The 13950-nt window shown below is 46.3% G+C and carries 13 protein-coding genes; 5 read left to right on the forward strand and 8 right to left on the reverse strand.

Going from position 1 to position 13950, the window contains the following annotated elements; translation table 11 throughout:
- Position 1 precedes the first annotated feature (1 nt).
- Positions 2-1522: a class I adenylate-forming enzyme family protein gene (locus N780_RS06600; RefSeq protein WP_036781592.1), complete on the reverse strand. Its 1521-nt coding sequence runs from the start codon at positions 1520-1522 to the stop codon at positions 2-4.
- A gap of 322 nt (positions 1523-1844) precedes the next feature.
- Here N780_RS06600 and N780_RS06605 point away from each other — a divergent pair, with 322 nt between their 5' ends.
- Positions 1845-2300, forward strand: coding sequence for a hypothetical protein (locus tag N780_RS06605; protein WP_036781594.1), 456 nt, complete (start codon positions 1845-1847; stop codon positions 2298-2300).
- Between the two features lie 30 nt (positions 2301-2330).
- Here the strand turns inward: N780_RS06605 and N780_RS06610 are convergent, their stop codons facing one another.
- The 7 genes from N780_RS06610 to hpaI form a co-directional block, all read right to left on the reverse strand.
- Positions 2331-2645, reverse strand: a complete 315-nt coding sequence (locus N780_RS06610) for a hypothetical protein (RefSeq protein WP_036781597.1) — start codon at positions 2643-2645, stop codon at positions 2331-2333.
- A gap of 59 nt (positions 2646-2704) precedes the next feature.
- The gene (locus N780_RS06615; RefSeq protein WP_036781599.1) at positions 2705-3166 is read right to left on the reverse strand and encodes a flavin reductase family protein; all 462 of its coding nucleotides are present in this window, start codon (positions 3164-3166) and stop codon (positions 2705-2707) included.
- A 10-nt stretch (positions 3167-3176) separates the two neighbouring features.
- Positions 3177-4613: an aldehyde dehydrogenase family protein gene (locus N780_RS06620; protein WP_036781707.1), complete on the reverse strand. Its 1437-nt coding sequence runs from the start codon at positions 4611-4613 to the stop codon at positions 3177-3179.
- Positions 4614-5079: 466 nt separating this feature from the next.
- Positions 5080-6060 (reverse strand): 3,4-dihydroxyphenylacetate 2,3-dioxygenase, encoded by a 981-nt coding sequence (gene hpaD / locus N780_RS06625; protein ID WP_036781602.1) that lies wholly within the window; start codon positions 6058-6060, stop codon positions 5080-5082.
- 12 nt (positions 6061-6072) lie between these two features.
- A complete protein-coding gene (gene hpaB, locus N780_RS06630; RefSeq protein ID WP_036781604.1) occupies positions 6073-7548 on the reverse strand; it encodes a 4-hydroxyphenylacetate 3-monooxygenase, oxygenase component in 1476 nt (491 codons plus the stop codon).
- Between the two features lie 12 nt (positions 7549-7560).
- On the reverse strand, positions 7561-9054 hold the full coding sequence (hpaE, locus tag N780_RS06635) for a 5-carboxymethyl-2-hydroxymuconate semialdehyde dehydrogenase (RefSeq protein WP_036781708.1): 1494 nt from the start codon (positions 9052-9054) through the stop codon (positions 7561-7563).
- Positions 9055-9132: 78 nt separating this feature from the next.
- A complete protein-coding gene (hpaI, locus tag N780_RS06640; RefSeq protein WP_036781606.1) occupies positions 9133-10056 on the reverse strand; it encodes a 2,4-dihydroxyhept-2-ene-1,7-dioic acid aldolase in 924 nt (307 codons plus the stop codon).
- A 147-nt stretch (positions 10057-10203) separates the two neighbouring features.
- On the opposite strand from hpaI, the gene N780_RS06645 reads away from it, so the two are divergent.
- The 4 genes from N780_RS06645 to N780_RS06660 all read left to right on the forward strand — a co-directional run bounded on the left by N780_RS06645 (position 10204) and on the right by N780_RS06660 (position 13100).
- On the forward strand, positions 10204-11100 hold the full coding sequence (locus N780_RS06645) for a LysR family transcriptional regulator (protein WP_036781609.1): 897 nt from the start codon (positions 10204-10206) through the stop codon (positions 11098-11100).
- A 75-nt stretch (positions 11101-11175) separates the two neighbouring features.
- Positions 11176-11952, forward strand: coding sequence for a fumarylacetoacetate hydrolase family protein (locus N780_RS06650; protein WP_036781611.1), 777 nt, complete (start codon positions 11176-11178; stop codon positions 11950-11952).
- Positions 11949-12707 (forward strand): fumarylacetoacetate hydrolase family protein, encoded by a 759-nt coding sequence (locus tag N780_RS06655; protein WP_036781614.1) that lies wholly within the window; start codon positions 11949-11951, stop codon positions 12705-12707. Before N780_RS06650 ends, N780_RS06655 begins: the two co-directional genes overlap by 4 nt.
- 15 nt (positions 12708-12722) lie before the next feature.
- Positions 12723-13100 carry a 5-carboxymethyl-2-hydroxymuconate Delta-isomerase gene (locus N780_RS06660; RefSeq protein WP_036781617.1) on the forward strand — a complete coding sequence of 126 codons (378 nt, stop codon included), beginning with the start codon at positions 12723-12725 and terminating at the stop codon, positions 13098-13100.
- Positions 13101-13950: the final 850 nt, after the last annotated feature.

The following is a 13950-nucleotide window of genomic DNA, read 5'->3' on the forward strand; positions in this document are numbered from 1 at the left end:
CTTATACCTCCTTCACGGCTTCCGCTTGCCGCAACTGATGCTTCAGCAGCTTGCCTGTCGCATTCCGCGGTAGCGCTTCCAAATTTTCATAAACTCGAGGAATTTTATAACCGGCAACCTTACCTTCTAGGAAAGAAGAAAGTTCTTGTGGTGAAGGTTCAATACCATTTTGCGGTACAACAAAAGCTTTCACCGTTTCACCCCAGTCCGGATGTGGAATCCCAACGACCGCAACTTCTGCAACAGAAGGATGAGCCTGGAGTACTTCTTCAATCTCTTTAGGAAAAATGTTCACACCACCGGATATAATAATATCCTTCTTCCGATCGATGACCCAGAAGAATCCATCTTCATCACGCTTCCCAACGTCGCCTGTGTAAAGCCATCCATTACGGAGAACTTCGTGCGTCTTCTCTGGATCTTTATAGTATCCTTTCATAACACCTTTGCCTTTAAGCACAATCTCGCCGACTTCACCAGGTCGAGCTGGCTCTCCGTTTTCATCAACAAGTTCGATTTCACTATTTAAGGCCGGTCTTCTTCCAATGCTACCTGATTTGCCTTTATGTTCTTCCGGTAACAAAAGCGTGCCATTAGGTCCCGCTTCGGTTAATCCGTACACGCACATGAGGCGATCGGTCTGGAACTGTTCTTTCACAAACTCCACTTCCTCCGTGCCAAGCGGTGCTCCTCCGTATACCCAATATTGCATGGAGCTTAAGTCGTAATCTTTTACGTTTGGATGTTTAGCGGTTAACAGATAAGCAACTGGAGCGCCGAAGAAGTGTGTGACGTGTTCTTTTGAAACAAGATCAAGTAGTAATTCCGGGCTGAAGGTTGGTGCCAAGATGTGAGTAGCTCCGACGTAGGTCGTCGACATCATAAATAAGTGGAGAGGGGCAGAGTGGCTAAGTGGCATCATGTGGAGCACGCGGCTATCGGGCTCCATTTTCATTTCAATCGCCATCATAGTGGCAACGGTTTGGATATTTCGGTTCGTAAACAAAACGCCTTTAGGCTTTCCGGTAGTACCTGATGTATAAAGAAGGGCAACTTCATCATCTTCTGTTGTCGTTGAGGTTCTAGGTGTATCAGGTGAAGCTTTCATGAGAGCTTCAATCGAGCGCCATCCGTCTTCTGCGCCACCTGTCTTCAAACAAATAAGATTGGAATCAGCGAGCGGTGCTACTTGAGGGAAAAGTAGATCGTGTGTGAGAAAAGCTTTTGCATCACTGTGCTCGACAATATAAAGGATTTCATCATAAACGAGCTTGGCGTTAATCGGCACAACCACAGCATCGAGTCGTTGCACGGCGAAGTACGTATACAGAAACTCTTCTGTGTTGGGCATATGAAGAACAACCTTCTCCCCTTTTCCTACTCCTAAAGTGGCAAGTCCATTGGCTAGCTGATTGACAGAGTGATTCCATTCCTCATACGTCACCCGGTTTCCATTTGACACAATCGCTTCCTGATGGGGGCTTCTACGCGCTTGCATGGCTAACAGTTCAGATCCATTCATTTCGTTTCCTCCTCAAGGTATGTTAAATTCACACGAAACTGATCCAACATCAACACATGTCCGTAAACGGTTTACTCTACTCTCCTTCCCTGCTTTCTCCTCCTTCGACATTTGTTCGAACTTTCTGATTATACCTATTTTACCATTTACGTTAAAGTCACCTTCAATTCCTTTATTTAGAAAAGATTATTTTGATTAATAGTAAGATTTATTTCATAATGAGGGGAGATTATGTGATTTATGGAACCACTTCTTTCTACGTCTTTCATAAACTACTATTTAAAAATTAGGTTTTAAATGAAATGGAAAATGGGGGATAAGCTTGAAGAAATCGATTCTTTTAATTGGGGCAATAACCGTTTGTATTGTTCTATCCCTGAGCGGCTATGTAGTTGGAACCATTACTCACAATGAGGTTTCAAGAGAGATTCGATTTGGCTACCAACACAGCGAGCAAGCGAATCGAGTGGATTATCCCCATGTGTTTACAGATGTGGAGAATCAGACAATCGTGGATAATTTGATGATGACGTACTTACATAAGGAAAAGATAGAAAGTGCTAATGTGAATGTAGAAGAGCCTGACCTTTATATGAGTGTAGGAAGCCCGAAGCAATCTGTTATCTTAATCAATGCCAGGATTTGGTTTTCGACTGATGGGGCGATTGTAGGAGAGCGACGCGGGGAGAGTTGGGATGAGGTAGCATTTTACCGAATGGATGAGAGGGATGCTCGCTATATAATGGATACGATTGAGTACGAGGAGAGTAACCAATGAGCCTTGGACACCGGTACTCGTCCCTCCCCTTCATTCACCATGAAACGCCTCATAACCAAGGAAGTAAATCATTAACCCGACAGAATACACGAGACTTACAAGGAACCAATCCCTTACTTCGAGAAATGTACATAACACACTAAAACAGAACCCTCCTAGCAATATCGGTATAATCGCAACTCTTGTACTCTTATTTAAGGTTACTATACCAAAAATAGTTACGAAGACGAATCCTGCAATTACCATAACTATAATAGGAGTCCATTCTACATCTGTAGACGTTATGACAGAGATTGTTCCACCCACTAAGCCAACCCATATAATAGCGAAAATCAGCCGCCTCACCGAAATCCCTCCTATGTAACTAAAAAACACGCCACTCAAAGTGACGTGTCTGTTCATAATTATTCGGTAATCTTGCAATACTTTCCTTGATAATATCCGAGCGGAACCCCGTCTTTAATACTCAAATTCTTAACTTCACCGATATAGATCGTGTGGTCCCCTGCTTCGTGGCTATCATAAAGGCTACACGCGATATTAACGAGTGAGTCTTTGATTGCTGGCTGTTCTTCAAAGCGGTCAAAGGTGAGCTCCCACTTTTCTTTCACCATTCCAGCAAAGTAGTTCGACATATCTTCTTGTTCGTTAGAGAGGATATTCACTACAAATTGACCAGACTCTTTAATGTACTCATGCATTCTAGCTTTCTTCGCCACAGATACAGCGATTAGTTTCGGATCCATTGAAACAGACATAAATGCATTGGCCGTCATGCCGCGCACTTCATCATCCGTCTCTGTTGTGACAACAGTGACCCCTGTTGCGAATTTACTCATTGCGGTTTTAAACATACGATCGTCCATCAACAACACCTCATTTATTTTTATTAACTATAATTAGCTTCATCTCTGTCATTTCGTCAACGGAGTAACGAATTCCTTCCCTTCCAGTACCACTTTCTTTCACACCCCCATATGGCATGTGATCAACGCGGTACGTCGGGATATCGTTAATAAGCACGCCACCTACTTGAAGTTGATCCGCTGCTTCGAAGGCGTGGTGAATGTTTGGGGTAAAAATCCCTGCCTGCAGTCCGTAGCGGGAATCATTTACAGCTTCAATACCGTCTTCAATCGATTGAATTCGCTCGATAACCACAACAGGAGCGAACACCTCCTTACAAGATACCTTCATCGTTCGATCGACGTTCGTCAACACAGTTGGACGCATGACATTCTCCTCTATCATACCACCTGTTTCTAGTATGGCTCCACCCTGAACTGCTTCTTCGACCCAGGAAAGCGCGCGTTTTGTATCTTCTTTTGTAATAAGAGAAGATACATCGGTCTTATGATCAAGCGGGTCCCCCATTTTCAGCTTCTCTGCTTCTGAGACAAAAGCACGGAGGAACGCCTGGTAAACAGTGTCATGGACATAAATGCGTTGTAAGGAAATACACACCTGTCCCTGATAAGCAAAAGCTCCTGTAACCGCCCGCTTCGCCACGTCAGCTAGGTCAACACCTTCATCAACAATAAGCGCTGCATTTGAACCAAGTTCAAGGGTGACTCGCTTGAGTCCTGCCTGGTTTCGGATCCCAATCCCAGTTTCCGCACTCCCCGTAAACGTAATCATCTTCACTCTTTCGTCCTTTACAAGTCGATCACCTACAACACGCCCGCTTCCGGTAACCACATTACATGCGCCCTTTGGAAGACCTGCTTCTTCTAAAAGCTCTGCAAGAAAGAAAGCCGAAAGCGGCGTACCAGATGCCGGTTTTAAGACAACTGAGTTCCCAGATGCAATCGCAGGTCCGACTTTATGAGCCACAAGATTCATCGGGAAGTTAAATGGCGTGATCGCCCCAATCACACCAAGCGGCTCCCTTACTGTGTAACCAACACGATTCTCACCACCAGGCGCCGCATCCATCGGAAGCGTCTCACCATAGCGATTACGCGCTTCCATCGCCGAAAACTTATACGTCTGAATCGTTCGCTTCACCTCAACCTGAGCCGCCTTAATCGGCTTCGCAGCTTCATTTGCAATAATCATTGCCGCTTCGTCCTGTCGTTCCTCTAGTAGACTAGCAAGTCGATCAAGAATCCCGGCTCTCTCGTGTGATGAGAGGGCACGCATTACATAAGCCGCTTTCTCAGCCGCCTCAATCGCCCGGTCCACGTCCTCGATTGTTCCTTGTGGGATATCGGCTAGTTTCTCTCCGTTATAAGGAGAAAAAAGGGGAACATAACGCTCCCCTTCCACCCACTCGCCGCCTATATATAGATGCTTTTTCGCATACGTATTCAATGTATCCACGAACCATTCCCCCTTGAATTCTGTTTATCACTAATTAGTCCGTTACGATAAAAAGTGCCTGGGCTGGCTGGCGGACTACTCGCTTTCCTGCGGGGAGCTGGGAAGCCTCCTCGATCGCTACGCTCTCTGCGGGGTCTTCCCTAGGCTCCATACCCCGCGGGAGTCTCGCAGTCCGCCAGCCAGCCCGTGATATATGGATGAACGGACCCCCGCAAGAGATATTGAAAGCACACTCTCTTAAATAGCATGTTTCCGTTTCTCCACATATTGAAAAGGTGGGGCGGGAAACTGCGAGACTCCTGCGGGAAGAAGAGGTCGACGAGACCCCGCAGGGCATGAACTTTGCCCGAGGAGGCTCGACAGCTCGCCCGCGGAAAGCGAGTAGTTTCCCGCCCCACCTTAAGCTCATCAATAGTTAACGGAAACATCCTCTTACTTGAGTTTTAAGATTCATAGCCTAAATGATAAAGGTTGGTTTCTTTTTCTTGAGCGTTGGCTCTTGGAGTGGGAGTGTTCTGCCTGTGTGCACATTCTGCACCAGGGAGGCCTCGTTAAACCAGCGGTCTGGCGCTTCGTGTCCCCAGAAGGTCTGGCGCATGGGGTCATTGATATCCCAACGGATTGGTTTGAAGTCTGGGTCACTTGTTAGATAGTCACCATTATAAAGCTCAATCCGATGTCCATCTGGATCTCGCAAGTATAGGAAGAACGCGTTGGACAAACCATGTCGCCCTGGGCCTCGTTCGATGCTGTCGACATATCCCATTGAGGCGAGTACGTCACAGGCGTGGATCAGGCTGAGCTGGTCGCTGAGCCAGAAGCCGATGTGGTGAAGGCGTGGTCCGTCCCCATTCATAAAGGCAACGTCGTGAACACTTGGTTTACGGTGAAGCCATGCTGCCCAAATCGCTTCGTCATCTGAAGATGTGTACTCCGAACAACGAAAACCTAGTTCTTCTGTGTAAAAGTTATACGCTTTTTGCACATCAGAGACCATGCAGTTGAAGTGATCAATACGCTGTACTCGGGCTCCGCGGTATTGATCATAGCGCTGTAGCATCCGGTCTACCGTATCCATTTTGGCAAAGAATTCAACTGGTATTCCAGATACGTCTTGAACACGGAAGGAGCGTCCGATTGCTTTTTGCGAACCTGCTTCCATCCACTTTACTTTGTAGCCTTTGCCGTCAAATAGGCTTGCAAGCGTATCAAGGTCTTCCTCACCCATCAATTTGTAGCTGATGACTTCAACAGAGGCTTCTTCTCCTTTTTTTAATAGAAGACTGTGATGATTGTGTTCTTCTAGACCTCTGTAGTAAATATGCGTGTCATCAGCCTCTGTCTCCACAAAGCCGAGCGCTTCATAAAACGTGCGAGAAGCGTCTAAGTCTTTCACATGTAAGACGGCACGAGCTGAACGAATAATATCAAATGTCATTTGAAATCCTCCTTAAACGCCTGTGACGTTCGGCTTTTTCGAAGTGCTTTTATTAAGAAAATCCTGCACAAAGTCTTTGTACGGATCTTTATCATACTGGTCAAAGTATGTCATGCCCATCTTAATCGGGTCCCCAAAGAAGTAGTACTCATAGTGCGCCTGACGGGAACCGAAGGCACTAAGCGTTGCATCCCAGGCTAAACGGAACAGCTGGACACGTTCAAAACCATCAAGGTTCTTCCCTTGCATGGCACGATTAATGATCGGGCCGATCTCCTCATGCTGGAAGTCCGCTTCTGTCGGAATCCCCATAAGACCTGATGCTCCAAGAATACGAAGAATTTCCGTAATTCGAGGATACACACGCGGATACCAGTTACGAGCGGCATTGAGCGCTTCAAAGTCTGGTGTCATCGTTCCCCATTTGTCTAGCTTCGCGTTGTGCTCAGCTTTATAAAGGTGCGACTTCATCGTCTCAAGAGTCAGCATCACTTCTGTTCCTTTGTCTTTTACGTGCTGGAACTGATCGATGCCGATTGCGTCCATTACCTGTAGGATAATGCCAAGTAAGAACTCTGTTTTCACAACGTTCTTCGAAACGACCTGGTGAGACATATGCACAACAGCACCTGTTTCACCAAACGTACGGTTACAGATCGAAGAGTTCTCACAAACGAAGACACGCTCCCACGGAACGAAGACGTTCTCAAAAGAAACGATCGCGTCTCCCTCTTCAAATCTAGAGGATAATGGATGATCCCACTCGTTTTTTCCGTAATCAAACGACTCACGGCTAATGAACTTTAAGCCCTCTGTGTTATTTGGAATAGCAAAAGCTAACGAATACGGATCGTCTAGTTCACCAGACTTCTTCACCGTTGAAGGGAAGACAAGAATCTCATCTGTAATGCCGCCCTGCGTTGCCAATAGGCGAATGCCATCGACGATGATCCCGTCTTTTCGCTTCTCAACAAGGTGAAGGGCATTATTGGCATCCTTCTGTTCGTGCTGTGCTTTGGCGCGGTTCACCTGTGGATGAATAAGTGTGTGGGTCAGGCTAATATCATTCTCACGGCAATACTCATAGTAATTACGCGCATTCTCCGCAAACATCGGATCGGCTTCAGCAAATAAATCCGTTGCCGTTCCCATCGCCATTACTTCTGCGTTCAAATAGTCAGGTGAGCGCCCCATCATGCCACCCGTTGCTTTCGCCCATTCCGTAATGGCTTCGCGGCGCTTGATGAGGTCCTCAATCGATTCCGGACGCATGAACGTCATGCCAACTTTGTCCCCTGAAGTTGGAGAGGTGTACAGCATTTTATCTGGATTTTCGTACTGAAGATCATACAAGTGCGCCATTGATTTGACGACGTTTTTAAATGAAGGGTGCGTAGTCGGATCCTCGACTCGCTCTCCTCCGATGTAGACATTGTTCTTCGCCTTCCGTATTCTCTCAATATACTGATCACCTGTTTTAGCTGGCATCGTATCTCCCCCTTATTTCTTTTTCCCGAACTGCGGAATATGGTGTTCCCCAAGTGCCACGTGAATGACTTGCTGTTCTGTATAAAATTCAAACGCATAATAGCCACCTTCACGACCAATGCCGCTATGCTTCGAACCTCCAAATGGCGTACGTAGATCGCGGACGTTTTGCGAGTTCACCCAAAGCATTCCAGCATCTACTGCCTGTGCAACGCGGTGACCACGCTGAATATCTTTGGTCCACACATAACCAGCTAAGCCGTAACGAATGTCATTTGCTTTTTCGATCACTTCTTCTTCATCTTTAAACGGAATTACGGTCATCACAGGACCGAAAATCTCTTCTTGTGCAATGCGCATTTTGTTGTCAGCTCCGAGTAGAAGAGTCGGGGCTACGTAATTGCCAGTGCTGAAACTCTCTGGAACTCTCCCGCTATAAACTTCACAACCTTCTTCTTTTGCAATATCGAGATAACTCTTCACTCTTTTATAATGCGTACGGTGAGCAAGTGGTCCAACTTGCGTGCCTTCATCTAGTGGATCGCCAACGATAATATTGTCGACCCGCTCCTTCAGAGCAGCGACGAATGCGTCATAAATCTCCTCGTGAATGAACAGACGAGAGTTCGCTGTACACCGTTCACCGTTAAAGGAGAAAATTCCCCATGTACACGCATCGAGCGCTCGATCAAAATCGGCGTCATCAAACACAATAATCGGCGATTTGCCTCCAAGCTCCATCGAGAAGCGCTTCAGCGTATCCGCTCCGTTTCGCATAATTTCTGACCCCGTTGTCGTTTCACCTGTGAAAGAGATGAGCTGCACATCAGGATGAGCAACGAGTGATGCCCCTGCTGTCTCTCCGAAGCCGTGAACAACATTGAATACGCCCTTTGGCAATCCGGCCTGGTCAATGATCTCGGCTAATCGGTTCGCCGTAAGCGGTGACCACTCAGCAGGTTTTAGAATAACCGTATTTCCTGTTGCAAGCGCCGGTGCAATCTTCCACGTCTCAAGCATAAATGGCGCGTTCCAAGGCGTAATGAGTCCGGCAACTCCTACCGGTTTATGAATCGTGTAGTTTAAGAATTCGTCATCAACGGGATAGGTATCACCGACAAGTCTACTTGAGACCATCTCTGCGTAAAATCGGAAATTCTGTGCTGCCCGAGCAACCATCTTTTTCGTCTGGCTAATTGGCAGTCCCGTATCGTATGATTCGAGCGGTGCAATTTCATGAATGTGCTCATCGATTAAGTCCGCAATTTTGTAAATAAAGGAGAGGCGGTCTTTTACTTTCATCTGCCCCCATTCCCCTTTAAACGCGGTCTTCGCAGCTAGTACAGCCTCATCGATATCTGCGCTGTCTCCTTCTGCGATGTGATTGATCGTTTCATTTGTAAATGGATTGATATTCTCAAAACTCTTTCCGCTTGATGCAGCCACAAATGAGCCGTTTATATATAAATTCACATCTCGCACGCTCTCTAAGATGTCTTTCACCATTTGCGTTTTATCCTGTAACTGATTACTCAACGTTTAGACCTCCTTTTTGTAAACGCTTTCTTATAGTGATAAAAAAATTTACTTCAATCCAATACCATCAGCAATTTCTACATAATTTGCAAGAACCGACCGAATTTCGTCTTGCAAAGTTCCTGTTGGCAGATCCATCGGCAGACGAAGATCCGGATTGATTTTGCCCATCATACCGAGCGCCGCTTTTAGAGGGGCCGGGTTCGTATCTTTAAAGAGTACGTCATTCAGAGGCATTAGATCATAGTGTAGATCCTGCGCTCGCTGCACATCCCCTTCTACCCAAGCATCGTAGATTTCTGCTACTTTATCAGGCACAACGTTCGCTGTTGCGCTAATGTGACCGGCTCCACCAATCGCAAGCATCGGGTAGCACAGCAGTTCAATACCTGAATAAAGAAGGAAATCACGACCACAGTTTAATAACACGCGGTTAATGTGCTCAAAATCTTTGTTCGATTCTTTCACTCCAATGATGTTGTTACAGTCCTGACTAAGCTTTGCTAATGTGCTCACATGAAGGTTCGTCGCTGTACGCCCAGGAATGTTATAAACTATAATAGGAAGATCTACAGAGTCCGCTACTGCTTTAAAGTGTTTATACAGTGCATGTTGGGACGGCTTATTGTAGTATGGGACGATAACGAGCGCCGCATCTGCTCCGATTTCCTGAGCTTTCTTTGTTAGGTACAAGGTTTCCTGGTGATTTGTGGACCCTGTCCCTGGCACAAAAGGAACCCGACCGTTAATGGCTTTATGAGCCTCTTTCATTACATCAACCCGCTCTTCAACGGTTAAAGAACTAGGCTCCCCCGTCGTTCCCGTAACTGAGATTGCGTGTGTTCCACTTGCAATATGCCAATGAATCAGCTTTCTGAAGGCTTCAAAATCAATAGAATGGTCTTTTTGAAAAGGGGTTACAATCGGTGCGATTGACCCTCGTAGTCTTTGTTTCGCTTCTTGAATATTCATTTACAAAACTCCTCTCTTGCCCGAAAAGATTTTATATTTTTCTGAAATATTTGTCATTTTAACGATAGCATGTGCTACGATAGATTTAAAATATCTAAAAAGTCTTCTTTTCATATTTAAAAGATATATAGAATAGGAGTTGAAACGATGGATATTCGTCAGCTACGCTATTTTTACGTGATTGCCCAGGAACGTCAGATCACCCGTGCGGCTAAGCGGCTTCATATCGCACAGCCCCCTCTTAGTCAGCAGCTCAAACAACTTGAAGCAGAGCTTGAAGTAAGCCTTGTTGAACGAAATGGGCGTACGCTTGAGCTAACAGAAGCCGGCAAGGTTCTCTATCAAAGAGCTGAGAAGATTCTTCACGAAATGGACGACCTCGTCACAGAAGTGAAGGAAACGGGTGAAGGCATAAGAGGAACCCTCTCTCTCGGATCTGTGAAATCTTGTTTTTCCTATCTCCCACCCAAACTAAAATCCTTCCGTGATGATCACCCTCACCTTCGTTATAAACTCCAGGAAGGCGATACTTCTTCTCTATCCGAAAGTTTACGTAACCGGGAAATTGAGCTAGCGATTGTTCGACTCCCTGTCGATAGCGAAGATTTCTCGATCCTCCATTTACCAACCGAACCTTACGTTCTGGTCGTGCCTGAAAGCTGGTCAGAACTTGCTGCGGGACGTACGAGCGTTGCGATGCGTGAATTAGAAGAACTTCCCCTTCTATTGCTTCATAGACTTAGCGGGGTTGGCCAATATGAAATCATCTTAGATGAATGCCGCCATCACGGATTTGAACCATCAGTCATCTGTGAATGCCCGGACGTCACCATGATCTTGTCACTTGTCTCAGCTCAAGTTGGAGCCACCATCGTCCCTCAAGCCTCATTAAAGGACAGACATGAACCCGGACTCCGAGTCTTAACGATTCATGATGCGACCATTCAGGCTGAGCCAGCCATTGTCTGGATGAAGGATCGCTTTCTATCTGTCGCTGCTAGGAAGTTTATGAATCAATTTGAACCTATCCAAAGTCTCCAGTGAAAAAGATTTGAATTTTTAGAATCTTTATGTTTATGATAGACGTGATTCGAATTCGGCTTTAAGGAGGAAATCCTGATGAAGAAAGCAAAAGTTCAGTTAAGTGGCATTCCACAAGCAAAAGAAATGGCCATTGACCCAGCTAAAGGTACACTCTCTGATGGTGCCGGGGCGCTACGATTAGACTTCCCTTTAACCGGCAACGTCTACGGAACAGCTATGAACTACAAAGGAAACTTAGATGAATTTGGTTTATCCCTGCATGAAGCCCCGTACAAAAAGCCACCAGAAGCACCCGTTTTATATATGAAACCTCGTAACACATTTACAGGACCAGAGACAGCGATTGCGATTCCAGACGGCGAAACGGAAGTGGAAATCGGCGCCGCGCTTGCGATCGTGTTTGGTCGCACGGCTAGTAAAGTGATTGAAAAAAACGCGCTCGATTATGTAAGCGGATACACGATTGTGAACGATATATCCCTACCACACGAAAGCATCCACCGACCAGCGATTAAGGAAAAAGCTCAAGATGGCTTCTGCGCAGCAGGCCCTTGGATTGTAAACGCAGATGAAGTAGTGAATCCAGATGATCTAGGTATTCGCATTTATATAAACGGCGCCTTGCGTCAGGAACACTCCACTTCAGAATTGGTTCGACCTGTTGGAAAACTCATTGCGGATGTGACCTCATTTATGACGCTCTACAAAGGCGATACACTGCTTGTTGGTCTGCCACCAGGCGCACCACGTGTCCAGTCAGGTGATGAAGTACGCATCCAAATTGATGAGATCGGTGCACTCACCAACCATTTTGTTTCAGAACGTTCGTTCGTGAAGGAGGGGAACCGATGAAGAGAGCACGTGTAAGTTATAAAGGGAACGTATACGGGGCAATTGTTGAGGATGATCAACTTTTGTTAGAGTCTGGTCAAACCGTGCATGAATCAGAAGTCACTTGGCTCCCCCCTCTTGAAGCAGGGACCATTTTTGCCCTTGGCCTGAACTTCGCTGACCATGCATCAGAACTCGCTTTCAATGCGCCTAAGGAACCGCTTGTCTTTTTAAAAGGACCAAATACACTCATCGGCCATAACGGAGAAACGCCTCGCCCTACTGATGTGACGCATATGCACTATGAGTGTGAGCTAGCTGTTGTCATCGGAAGGCAAGGGAGAAATATCGGAAAAGATGAAGCATATGATTATGTAGCCGGCTACACGATCGCAAACGACTACGCTTTCCGGGATTATCTAGAAAATTACTACCGTCCGAACTTCCGCGTAAAAAACCGGGACAACTGTACACCAATCGGACCTTGGATTATAGATAAAGATAATGTCCCTGATCCCATGAACCTTGCTCTCCGAACGTATGTAAACGGCACACTCGAGCAAGAAGGAAGCACGAAGGATATGATTTTTTCTGTTCCGTATCTAATTGAATATTTAAGTAGCTTCATGACACTTAACGAAGGCGATATCATCTTAACCGGAACTCCAAAAGGCCCAACAAAAGTAAACGTCGGTGATGAAGTTGTTACAGAAATTGAGGGCATCGGCCGTTTAGCGAATATGATTATTCAAGAACAGCACGCTCCAATATCGTAAAGGAGGAATGACCCATTGCCTCATATCATTGTGGAGTACACTGATAATTTAGTCGATTTTGACTTCCCTTCCTTATTGAAGCAGTTGAACCTGGTATTAGTAGAATCTCCCCACTTTCCAACAGGGGGGATCCGCTCTCGAGCTGTGAAGCTAACAGACTACGTAGTTGCAGACGGAACGGAAGACGATTCGTTCGTTCATATTGAATTAAAAGTGGGAGCAGGTCGCAGTGAGGAAATTTTGAAAGAGACAAGTGAAGCCTTATTTGCAGTAGCTGAATCGTTCTTTAGCGACTGTTTTAAAGATCACTATCTGGCTCTTTCGCTTGAGGTGACTGAATTTAACTTCCCTACTCAGAAGAAAAATAATATTCATAACCGGTATACAGGCTGAGCGTTCAGCCTGTTTTTTTTGTGATTCTTCAGGGGGGATCCGCTCTCGAGAGGGCGTGAGCCGGTTCCGCGGAGCTTGAGCCACTTCCGGGCGGGCTTGAGCCAGTTCGCCAACTTGAGTCGCTTTACACCTTTTTGAGCCACCACCGCCCTTACTAGAGTCACTTTTTTCTCAACTTGAGCCGGTTTTCATCCTCTTGAGCCATTTGCACCCAACTTGAGCCGATTTTTTGGCTTCTTGAGTCAATTTTTGTTTAGCTTGTGTCACTTTCTCTAAACTTGAGCCGGTTCCACGGAGCTCGAGCCACTTCCGGGCGGGCTTGAGCCGGTTCCGGCCCAGCTTGAGTCGCTTTACACCTTCTTGAGCCACCACCGCCCTTACTAGAGCCACTTTTTTCTCAACTAGAGCCGGTTTTCATCCTCTTGAGCCATTTGCACCCAACTTGAGCCGGTTTCTTGGCTTCTTGAGTCAATTTTTGCTTAGCTTGTGTCACTTTCTCTAAACTTGAGCCGGTTCCGCGGAGCTCGAGCCACTTCCGGGCGGGCTTGAGCCAGTTCGCCAACTTGAGTCGCTTTACACCTTTTTGAGCCACCACCGCCCTTACTAGAGTCACTTTTTTCTCAACTTGAGCCGGTTTTCATCCTCTTGAGCCATTTGCACCCAACTTGAGCCGATTTTTTGGCTTCTTGAGTCAATTTTTGTTTAGCTTGTGTCACTTTCTCTAAACTTGAGCCGGTTCCACGGAGCTCGAGCCACTTCCGGGCGGGCTTGAGCCGGTTCCGGCCCAGCTTGAGTCGCTTTACACCTTCTTAAGCCATTCTCCTCGCCCCAAACAAAAAACTGCCCAAAC

Source organism: Pontibacillus chungwhensis BH030062 (assembly GCF_000770675.1).
In the GTDB taxonomy this organism is placed as follows: Bacteria; Bacillota; Bacilli; order Bacillales; family BH030062; genus Pontibacillus; species Pontibacillus chungwhensis.